At 49.6% G+C, this 11,300-nt stretch carries 9 protein-coding genes; all 9 read right to left on the reverse strand.

Annotated elements, in window-relative coordinates; translation table 11 throughout:
* Positions 1–6: 6 nt before the first annotated feature.
* Entirely contained in the window at positions 7–4,512 is a 4,506-nt protein-coding gene (locus tag IPM52_14420) for a right-handed parallel beta-helix repeat-containing protein (protein MBK9292799.1), read from the reverse strand.
* An 849-nt stretch (positions 4,513–5,361) separates the two neighbouring features.
* Entirely contained in the window at positions 5,362–5,595 is a 234-nt protein-coding gene (locus IPM52_14425) for a hypothetical protein (protein MBK9292800.1), read from the reverse strand.
* A gap of 6 nt (positions 5,596–5,601) precedes the next feature.
* On the reverse strand, positions 5,602–5,778 hold the full coding sequence (locus IPM52_14430) for a hypothetical protein (protein MBK9292801.1): 177 nt from the start codon (positions 5,776–5,778) through the stop codon (positions 5,602–5,604).
* Between the two features lie 32 nt (positions 5,779–5,810).
* Positions 5,811–6,050 (reverse strand): hypothetical protein, encoded by a 240-nt coding sequence (locus IPM52_14435; protein MBK9292802.1) that lies wholly within the window; start codon positions 6,048–6,050, stop codon positions 5,811–5,813.
* Positions 6,051–6,209: 159 nt separating this feature from the next.
* Entirely contained in the window at positions 6,210–6,389 is a 180-nt protein-coding gene (locus IPM52_14440) for a hypothetical protein (protein MBK9292803.1), read from the reverse strand.
* A gap of 29 nt (positions 6,390–6,418) precedes the next feature.
* Positions 6,419–6,574, reverse strand: a complete 156-nt coding sequence (locus IPM52_14445) for a transposase (protein MBK9292804.1) — start codon at positions 6,572–6,574, stop codon at positions 6,419–6,421.
* A gap of 748 nt (positions 6,575–7,322) precedes the next feature.
* The gene (locus IPM52_14450; GenBank protein ID MBK9292805.1) at positions 7,323–7,556 is read right to left on the reverse strand and encodes a hypothetical protein; all 234 of its coding nucleotides are present in this window, start codon (positions 7,554–7,556) and stop codon (positions 7,323–7,325) included.
* A 25-nt stretch (positions 7,557–7,581) separates the two neighbouring features.
* Positions 7,582–9,774, reverse strand: a complete 2,193-nt coding sequence (locus IPM52_14455; GenBank protein MBK9292806.1) for a T9SS type A sorting domain-containing protein — start codon at positions 9,772–9,774, stop codon at positions 7,582–7,584.
* A 90-nt stretch (positions 9,775–9,864) separates the two neighbouring features.
* Positions 9,865–11,300, reverse strand: a 1,436-nt coding sequence (locus IPM52_14460; GenBank protein ID MBK9292807.1) for a T9SS type A sorting domain-containing protein, incomplete at its 5' end; no start/stop codon positions are given.

An 11,300-nucleotide genomic window follows, 5' to 3' on the forward strand; every position in this document is an offset into this window, starting at 1 on the left:
TTTGGTTTAACGATTGATGACCTTGGCGCTCAGCGTCTGCTTGCTGCCCTGCACGTGGAGGATGTAGGCCCCTGCTTTGAGGTGGGTGCTCAGTTGTTGCAAACCGGCCTCGGTGAGGCGCATCTGCTGCAGCAGGCGACCGCTCAGGTCGTGGATGCGCAGCAGGCTGTTGGCCGAGGGATTGTTTACCCACAGCTGACCGTTGTGCATGGCGGCTTGCAGCGTGGCCTGTGCCTGAGGCTTTTCGTCCAGTCCCACTGTGCCAAACACCAGCAGGAAGCGGTTGGGGTCGTCGCCTTCAGCTGCACTGAAGAGGTATTCGGGTTGCTGGCTCAGGTTGTGGGTGAGGTTGAGCTTGAGGTCTTTGAGGAAGATTGTTTCGCCCGGAATACTTTCCTCGAGGCGGATGACGAAGTTGCTGTGCTGGTTCTTCACAAATCCAAAGGGGATGCTTGTTCCGTTCTGCACTTGCGGCATGGCATTGGTGCTGAGCATCTCGCCTCCGGTTATGCTGTAGAATTTGGGTGCATAGCCTTCGAGGAAGCGCGAGTCGTGGTAGAAGTCGTATCCGTTTGTAGCTTCAGCTTCGATGCGGATCTGGCTTTCCTGCTTCGAGCTGCCGTCGGCCGGCGAAGCGCTGAGCAGGATGCGGGGGGTGGTGCTTTTGTACCATGCTGTGCTGCTGTGGGTGCGTGCTGAAGCCGGAATGGTGAGGCCATTGGTGCTGTTGCTTACCTGCACCAAGAAACCCTGGGCAGAGGGGATGATGCCGTCAGTGATAATATCTGAATAGGATTTGGAGCCTGAGTTCCAAATCTTGGCTGTACCGGCTACGTTGCTAAGTGACCAGCTGCCACCAGTTTTGTTCCACTGGATGGCCGAAGCAAAGGGATTGCCCAGCAGATGCCAGCCGTTGCCCTGGCTGGGGTTGTAGGAGAGGCCACTCCAGCTCACATCCGACACATTGAGGTTGCCGCTGAAGGATTTGGTTTGGTTAGCTTCGTAAGAGATCATGTATCCCCGACCCACGACAAAGTTGGTGGAACCGTTCCATGTGCTGAAGTCACCGGCTTTGTAATTGAGCCAGGTTTTGTCGCTTTCGCGCCAGCCATAAAAGTCATAGTCATTTCCTGCTCCGGTGGTTTCGAAGGCGCTGATGGCCTGCGAAGCCACAGGCGAGCTGATAAAGTGCCATCCTGCATTCCACGCAGACCAGTCTCCAGCCACATACCTTTCCACCGTGGCGTTCACCCCGCTGCTGTTGTGGATGAGCGAGCCTGTGCCGGAGGAGTTGCTTTGCAGGACAAGGTTGGTGGCGCCTGCCTGGTTGCTCAAGGTACCGGAAACACTCAGGCACCCCTCATGGGATAAGGTCAGCGAGGCACCCTCTTCGATGGTCAGATGGCTGACGATGACCGGATTACTTGCAGGGTTGGTGATTACGGGATAATTGCTGCAATTGGCCGGGATAAGCACACCAGCATTCTGGTCTGGCACAACGGTGGCGCTCCAGTTGCCGGTTGTACCCCAGCTCGTAGAGGAGGCGCCCGTCCATGCATTGGTTGCAATGGCATCGAGCTCGTAAGCGCCGATGGTAGGTGTGCTGCTACGGGCTGTAAGATTGAAATCGAAACCCATATTGGGAAGACCATTGTAGCCATTGTTCACTGCCAGGCTGGTGAATGAAACCCTGAAATCGCCGTTCTGTGGCGCTAAAAAACGGGCATTGCCAATCTGCCTTCCCGGTTCGGAGGAGTAACTACCCGGCGTGGTAAGGTAAAGGTTGTTGCGCAGCGTCAGATTGTCGTTGCTCCAGTTGGTAATAGAGGTATTGCATTGAATGATGTTGTTGGCGATGGTGGTAGAGTTTCCTGCGCTGTTATCGAGCAGCAGGCCGTAAGGCAGGTTATAAATGGTGTTGTGGGCTATGTAGCTGTTGGTAAGATTGGTGGATTTGATGGAAATGCCATAAAAAGGCCCCGAGCTTGGGTTATCGTTGTAAATGATATTGTTGAAAATGTAATTATGCGATGCATTGTTATTCACCCCGATTACATAATAGTAATCCCATTCACCATTGTCATCCCCTCTGATTACATTTTGAAAAACATTACCATAGACCAAAATATTGGTTGCATAACCAACGATGTCAATGGCGCCATTCCAGGTGGTCGAAAGTTTATAAGGCCCTATCACATTTCGTTCGGCCACATTACCCACATTGTATTCCTTGAAATCGATGGCATTTTCCATCTTGGCGTTTCCGGCGCTACCCTGGGTGTAGATGCGGTTGCCGATCACATGATTGTAGTTGGCTTTGTTTTGATTGGCAGTGCCGCCGCCTTTGCCGACGTAAACTCCTTCGTGCGGTGTGTTGTAAATGACATTGTTGAGGATGATGTTATATTTGGCCTCGCCGGTGGATGTGTTCCCTTCGATGAGTATTCCCGGCGCATTTGCCTGCGACACCGTTCCCATGTTGTACACCCTGCTGTTCATCACCACATTGTGGCTGGAGCTCAGCATGTGCCAACCGCCGTAGTTCTTCGATCCTGTAAGGTCTATCCCGTCAACCATCAGATAGTTTTTGTTCTGGATGTAAGCCACGGTATTGATATTGGTTGAGGAAACATCGAGCACTACGCGGTCATTTTCCGGGTCAACCGCTCCGTTTTTGTAAACCACAGGCCTTCCGATGGAGGCGCTCAGGAATCTGGCATCGCCGGCCACACCCGTTTCGTCAAGCAACGAAGCATTGGCTACCTTAACATACCGCTCCGCAACGTTTACCTCGGTGATCGGATACACGCCGTTGTTCGATTTCCAGCTTCGGTACACATATACGAAATACTGACCCGGATAGGTGGCTATGTTTACATCCGAAAGATCAGTCCCTGCCGGAAAGATGATTTTGTTGTTGCTGATCTCCACTCCGGTTTTCAATGAAACTATTTCTGCTCCCGAATGGTTAGGATAAAGCCCTGATGCATAGGTGCCATTTTTTATCCATACCCAGTCGCCGGGCTGCAGGCTGTAGTTGTAGGCTTCGGCGATGGTTTTCCAGGCAGTGGCCCAGCTTCTCCCGTTTCCTGAAGTAGCTACACCACCATCCACAAAGTAGTAAGACGGTTCGTGCAGGCCTACCGATTGATTGCTGCCTCGTGTTTTTCCCCAATAGTCGGTAGTAATGCCGCTTACCGGTGTGCCTCTGCCCGCACATTCAGATGGCCCACTGAGCCGGTATCCGTCCACTCCTCCGTTGACCACAGGATGGATAAAATGTGGCTGCCCCTGAAAACTGCCCGAAGACTGATCGAAAGAGGGCACGCCGTTTACCCAGCAGTTGTGCGATACCGTCCAGGCGCTGATATCGTCAATGTAGTTGCTGTGGCTGCCGTTTTCGATGATGTTGTTCTGAAGGATGCAGGCCGAGGGTTGGGTATAACCTGCCGGGACATCATCAAAAGCGATGGCGCGGTAGGTGGTCTCCACAATGGTGTTGTAGGCAACGGTAATATTATCATAAGTATTGGCTGTGGATGTATTGGATGCATCAAACCAGAAACTCACCCCTTTACCGCATTTGGCCATCAGGTTGTTGTATATGGTGATATGGCTTACTGTGGGGTAACCGCTCATAGGTGACTCGTTGGCCAGCAGCACACCGGTGGCCGGACGCCCGTTGCGGTAATATGCCGGATCGGTGGAGTAGATGTAGTTATTGCGGATCGTTACGTAATTGGCCTTTTCGCAATAAATTCCCACGCTGAAAACATCCCGGATGGTGTTGTTTTCAATCACAATGTTGTACGACTTTTCACCCGGGGCAATACCCTCGCCCCAGCTTTCATACACATAGTTGTTGCGGATGGTGGCATGTTCCGAGCGATCGCCGTTTTCATAATCTGTTGTCAGACGGATCATGATAGGCCAACCACTGCTGCCCATACTGCCGTTTTCGTTCATCAGACCGCAATGGAACACTTCATTACCTTCGATGGTGGTGTGGTAGCCGAAGCCCCCGATACCGCGTTCCCAGGTGTTGTACACCTTGCAGTTTCTGATGGTCAGATGGGTGGTGCGGTAAAAACCGATTCCTCGTCCGGCCGAATTCCTTACGGTAATGCCTTCCACCACAAAGTATTCCATATGAGCAACCTGCCATTTGGCAATCATCAGCAGGCTGGTTGTGGACGAAATGTTCAGCCCGGTACCGTCGATGATGGGTTCTTCGCCAGGATAGTTTTTTATCACAATAGGAGCGGAGGAAGTGCCGTTGCTGGTGGCATTGATGCTTTGGATGCTGCCGCTGTAGATACCTCCGCGCATGAAAATGGTATCGCCTGCCGCAACGTATTGACATGCCTTATCCAGCGATTTGTAGGGATTGCCAATGGTGCCGTTGCCGGTTGCGTCGCTGCCGCCGGGTGAAACGTAATAATTGGTTGCCCTGAGCAGGTTAACACTGCAAAAAAAGCACAAAACAAGCAGAAGGGGGTAACGCTTTTTCATGGTCAATGGCTGCTTGAAGCAAAGTAGAGGCAGGGAGTTTTGGATAGTTCTGGCGGTTGAGGCTGAAGGTCTTCCTGGTACAAATTAAATAATTTCCCCGATATTATGTTGGATAATTGTCGGGTTTTATTTTCAAAAAATTAAGGCATAGCATACCCGGGCCAAATTTCAGGAGACATTGACCCAATCAGCAGCTATCGTCCTGAAAAAAATAGCATTTCTCCAGATGTTCGTCAATCGTAGGATATGAATTTACATCATTTCTGATCCGAACATCTGCAAACCATTATAAATTCAACAATTGCCCCTGACTACCCAAACCTCGAAGCATCCTCGGCCAGGAATTCAAAGATTTCGGATTCAAAATTCAAAGATTCGAGGGTGGCGGGAAGTGAGGTACGAGTTGCGGGTTACGGGAGGTGGACGGTGGTTGTCATGGTTGTCGTTGTTGTCATTGTTGTCGGTGGTTGTCATGGTTATCGGTAGTTGTAATGATTGTATCCGCGCTAATCAGCAAAATCAGTGTCATCAGCGTTCCATTATTTGAGGATGGAACACAGATGACGCAGATTGAGCAGATGGTCACAGATAAAAACAGCGGAAATCAGCAGATCAGTTTTATCAGCGTTCCATTGTTTATAGCACACAGATGACGCAGATTGAACAGATGGCCACAGATAAGAAACAGCGAAAAATAATAGTGTCACCGTGTCGGCCTTAGACGGGATCAGCGTTCCATTATTTGAGGATGGAACACAGATGACGCAGATTTAGCTGATGGTCACAGATAAAAACAGCGGAAATCAGCCAAATCAGTGTTATCAGCGTTCCATATCCACTTGCCTTTGTTTAGGGTTGATAATAGTTCTTCCACAAGCGTTTTGGCATTGTACCATTGTTGAGGGAATGAGCCTCAAAAGGCGTTAGGTTGCCCATGCTGCTGTGTGGGCGAAGATGGTTGTAGGTGCTGGCAATGCTACCGCTTCTTGAGCATGTGCAAAGGATGAGCTTTTCTTCCAGCAATTCTGTTTTCAGTATGCCGTTTACCCCTTTCGGCAATGGCGTTTTGCAGCGGGTCGCCATTCTCAGTCATGGATATTTTGATGCGGTTTTTTTCAGTATTTCCACATACTCATGGCAGCAGTATTGCACGCCTCTATCGCTGTGGTGGATTAAACCTTTGGTGTTTGGATTGTTTTTCAGTGCCTGTTTCAGTGCCAAAGTAGTGCCTTTTGCCGATAGGGTTTTATGAAGGCAAAATCCCACAATCTTTCGACTGAAGGCATCTGTAATCAAGCTCAGATAGCCAAGCCATCGCCAATAACAATGTAGGTGATATCACACACCCACAGTTGGTTGGCAGCAATGGGAATGAACTCTTTTATCAGGTTGGGATACTTTCGGTAAGGGTGGTCGCTATCAGTGGTTTTGGCTTTCCTTCTGCGAACGCGAACCAGCAAACCATACTCCCGCAACACATCAAAGAAGGCATCTCTGCCCATACCGATGGTGTGTTGCTGGAGGAAACTATCCATCATACCAAAAAGAGTTTCCTGCCTCCAATTCGCTTTTGCAGCTTTCGGTGGCGAAGCACTTCCTGCACAATCAGTTCCGCTTGAAACGCCTTCTTTTCCTGTTGTTTTGGTACTGATAATAGGCTTGCCTGCTGTAACCAAGCAATGAGCAACACAAACCGGTTACCCGGTCAGGCTCCTGCTGCTCCACTTTCCAAGACTGCTTGGTGCCATGCTTTTTCGCAGGTCAATGCCGTATTGCTCCTTGCCAATATCCACCAACGCCTCCAACAGCTTGTTGTAAAGCCTTGCCTGCCGCAGTTCATGCTGCAATAGCTTTACCTCCTTAGGTAAATCCTCCATAGGCTTTACATCCGCTTGTTTGGACGGCTTCAGAGATTGGTGCCCTTGCCCTTAAAATCCTGAACCCATTGATGTATGATTTGGAAACTGATGCCATACTTGGCTTGCAAATGGCGGTAAGTGCCACCGCCCGACAGGTAATCTGCTATTACCCGTTCCTTTAATTTTTGATCGTACTTTTTCATCTTTTCTTGTCCTAATTTAAGTTGATTTTTTGTCAACCTATTTCAGGACGAGACATCGGTAGTTGTAATGATTGTATCCGCGCTAATCAGCAAAATCAGTGTCATCAGCGTTCCATTATTTGAGGATGGAACACAGATGACGCAGATTGAGCAGATGGTCACAGATAAAAACAGCGGAAATCAGCCAGATCAGTGTTATCAGCGTTCCATTGTTTATAGCACACAGATGACGCAGATTGAACAGATGGCCACAGATAAGAAACAGCGAAAATCATCCAGATCAGTGTCACCGTGTCCCGGCCTTAGACGGGATCAGCGTTCCATTATTTGAGGATGGAACACAGATGACGCAGATTGAGCTGATGGTCACAGATAAAAAACAGCGGAAATCAGCCAGATCAGTGTTATCAGCGTTCCATTGTTGATAGCACACTGATGACTCAGATTGAACTGATGGTCACAGATTTAATTAATGTGTAAGTTAAGCCAGATCCCCTTTGCGTCCTTTGCTTGGATTCTCTTTGCGGTCTTTGCGTGAACTCCTCTTGAGTGAGATTAATTTTCCATCACGCAAAGCGCGCATTTGAAGACACCGAGATCGCAGGGATTTTGAACCCCAAAGTGTAGAACCAAAAATACTTGAATCTTGGAATCTTGAATCTTGAATCTTGGAATCTTGAATCCTTGAATCCAAAAAAAAAATCCCGCTCCTTACGAAGCCGGATTTTTTTTCGAAAAGCAGCTGGCGCTATTCTTGCCCGTCGCTGTGCCAGTGTTTGTACACCTTGCGTGCGCCATAGGCAGCGCCCAGGGCAAGGAGTATGCCTATGCCACCTTCGATGGGTGCGCCGCCTCCGGCTGGCTGGTTGGTGCTTTGACCGTGTCCTCCGGCTGGTGGAGGTGGCGGCCCCTGAGCGATGAGGGTGGAAGCGGCAAGGCTAAAGATGGCTGCGAGTGCGAGTTTTTTGAGGTAGGTATTCATGGTGTTGTCCCTTTCTTGCTTTGGTTTAACGATTGATGACCTTGGCGCTCAGCGTCTGGTTGCTGCCCTGCAGGTGGAGGATGTAGGCCCCTGCTTTGAGGTGGGTGTTCAGTTGTTGCAGACCGGCCTCGGTGAGGCGCATCTGCTGCAGCAGGCGACCGCTCAGGTCGTGGATGCGCAGCAGGCTGTTGGCCGAGGGATTGTTTACCCATAGCTGGCCGTTGTGCATGGCGGCTTGAAGTTTCGTGGCGTCCTCAGGGTTTTCATTTATTCCAACAATGCCAAGTTTTAGCGCAAACCGCTCGTTGTCCGATCCTTGTGATGTTGTGAAAATATAAGGTTGCTGACTTAGATTCCAAACTACATTGGTGAGCTTGTCAATCAGGCGCCAGGAGTAGTTGTTGAATTTTCCTTGCGTATCCTGCAGACTTAATGTCATGACACCACTAACAGGCGCTTTGAATCCCAGGGGAATTTCTAAATCATTGTAAAACTCTGGAATGCTGTTTACTGCAAGCATAACACTGTCGGAAGAGAAGCTATAAAGCTGCGGCACCTGGTTGTTGAAACTGAAGAGCTTTAAGGCGTCTTGCCGATCGCGTTCCAATTGAGAACCTTCGAGTAACCTTATCTCTGTTTCATCGAAATAGTCATATGCTGCAAGTCTTATGCTTATTTTGTCCACGTTTTGGGAGCTTTTAAAATAAGTGCCGCCATGCACCCTGATGGAATTTGTAAAGGTAAAATTCTGATTATTTGACGTGGTTTTGGCCTTCACAAAAAATCCCTGATGCGGTGCAATATACGCACCGGATGATCCTCCGTTAATGGTTTCATATCCTTCACCCCCGGATTTGTTCGGATTGTAAGCATAGGCGTAATTATCATCAAACAAAGACCTGTCGACTGAATTCCAATCAATACCTGATGGGTAGGGATTGCCCAACAGATTCCATCCACTCTCATATGTCCACGATTTACTTCCGCTGCTGTTCTTCAGCTGGATGCTCACATTACCCTGGTTGAGTGTTCCACTGAAATTTTTTGTTGGGCCTGACCCGGTGTAAGCCACCAGATAACCCTGTCCGGCAACAAAATTGCTGCCATTCACATCGGGGAAGGTGGGACTCACGGTCGTGTTTTTGTAATTCACCCATGTGCCCGGCGAGGGTTCGTGCCAAGCGTAAAAGTCATCTGAAGTTCCTGGAACAAACGCACTGGAGCTGATTGAGCCACCAACGGGTGCTGACAAAAAATGCCATGCCTGGGAAGTTTGTGGAAAATACCTCTCCACCGTGGCGCTCACCCCGCTTGTGCTGTGGATGAGCGAGCCGGTGCCGGAGGCGTTGGATTTGATTACCAAATCGCTGCTGAATGCATTGTTGGTGAGGGTGCCGGAGACGGTGAGGGATTTGCCTGGTTCAATCACCACAGAACCTCCTGTTTCGATGGTTAAAGAAGCCACGGAAATATTTGATCCATTGATGCGCAGTGTAGCACCATTATGAACAGTTACGTTGCTTGACGAAATACTTCCCCGAAGTTCAAGTGTGCCAGCCTCAACAATTGTTGCACCAGAATAATCAGCATCAGTAGAAATGATTACCGTGGTAATGTTTTTAACCAATAGTCCACCAGTCCCTGAGAGTCCTCCTGCAATGGTTAATGATTGAGTACTGTTTCCATAAACAAGGGTATTGTATGAATTATTGGTAATTAGAGAGTTAAATATTAAATCTCCTCCAACAGGATTAAGCTCAGTTACTTTTTCGTATGTAATGGGGACATTGAATGTATAGCTTCCGGTTCCTTCTCCGCTTATGGCTTCAATCTTGGCATTTGAGCTACCACCACCCATTGATAAGTAGCCATTGTCGCTATTGTTAAATGTACGATTAGAGCTGTTACGGAGTTCTAAACGGTGTACATAGTATTTTGTACCGCCAATGTTGCCGTTAACGGTGGTGGTTAATTCATGTGCATTGGAAAAAATGATAATATTGTAAGATTTTGTACCATCGGGTGACCATTGTCCACTAGCTAAGTCTGGCCGTCTGACATCCCAACCATCTCCCTGACGCCACCAATTATTGATATTACTTTCTATCGTATTTGCCCAATTACCGTTAGAGGCCTGATCTCGCCAGTAAACAGTCTGCTGACAAAACAAAGGAAGTAACAATGTTACGAGAATTGTTGTTAGTAATAAATTTTTCATTTTTTGCAGTGTTATTTGTTGGTTTACTTCTTAATAACTTGACTCCAAATAATCAGTATAATTTAATTTTTAAATTATAAAATCATATATTTACCTTATAATCAATCGTTTAAATACAAACCGTTGATCAGATGAGGCATACAAGATGTATATCCCTGCAGATAACGTACTTAGATAAAACGTTTGTTTGTGATTTAGTAATTGTTCAGCAATTAACAGACGACCATCGAGATTATAAATACTTATTAATGATCCTCCGGCCCCCTCTATCACCACATAATCCTTTGCCGGATTCGGATACACCCTGATCGTTGGTTTTTCGGTTTCCGGCAGGCCCACCACCATGCTCGTGTAGCTTGTCGTTCCGCTCACATTGCCATCCACGTCCACGCTTACTTGCAGGTTGGGGCCTTCGATGAGCCAGATGCCGTAGGGTGTGCCGTTGTCTTCGATGGCGCCCCATTCGTAGCTGCCGGGACTGAGGTTGAGTGTGATGGTCCACTGGTTGCCGTTTTGTGTCATGGGCAGGGTTTCCCAGTTGGTCATGCTGCCTTTAAACTTCACATTGTTCAGGGTGCAGGTGCCGTCGGTCAGGGTAAAGGTCACCGGCCAGGAGGTGGGGTTGTTGGTGATGATGAGCTGGCCCGAGCTGTGGGTGGTGCCATTCCAGAAGCCGCCGCCTGCCGGGCTGTATCCTCCATATACCCAGGCCTGGTTGCCGATGCGGTAGCGTGTGGCGTAGTACCAGGTGCCGGTGCTTGTCCATGCTGCGCCAAGGTCGAGGAGGTATATGTCCTGTCCGTCCACATCCAGGTGGTAACTCATTGGCAGCCAGTTGGTCCAGCCTGAGGGGTCGTTGTTGGCGTTGCTGATACCCAGCTCGGCCTGCAGGCCAGGCGCAGCGCCGGGCAGGTTGGTAAGTCCTTCGGCAAACACGCGTCCGTACACCACAAAGGCATTCCCCGGATTGATGATGCCCGAGGGCGGCCATTGCAGGTTGGCAAAGGTGATCTCCGGCTGGGGCGTGCCCCCCACGGTATAACTGTAGAAGTTGCCGCCGTTGTTGTTGAAGCGTATGGTGTGCAGGTCGTATTCCGGGGTGGGATTGTTCACGGTGCTGCTGAAGGCGTAGTAGCGCACGGTGACGCCTTCGGCCTGTCCGGGGATCTCCACCGTACCCATGCTGCCGGTGAGCTGCACAGGCAACAGGTGCGAGCTGGCCCAGGCATTGTTGGTGTAGCGCAGGAAGAGCTTTTCGGAGGGCGAAGGGTTGCCGCTGAGCAGGATGTCCACGGTGGCGGGCTGGCCGGCTACGACGTTCGATGGCACCGACAAGGCCTGGATGTGCACCGGTTCGGCTTCGGTTTCCATGAAGATGGCCCGGCTGCTGGCGTAGCCCTTGTCTTCCCAGTTCACGGTGTACCAGCTGTTAGCGTTCAGGGTGATGCTGTTGTCGGCTCCGCTGTTGTAGGTGTAGTTCTGCAGGGTGTTGAGCTGCACGTTCACGCCGGCCCACTTGTTGCCCC

It is taken from the genome of Bacteroidota bacterium, assembly GCA_016715945.1.
Classification (GTDB): Bacteria; Bacteroidota; Bacteroidia; order Bacteroidales; family F082; genus JALNZU01.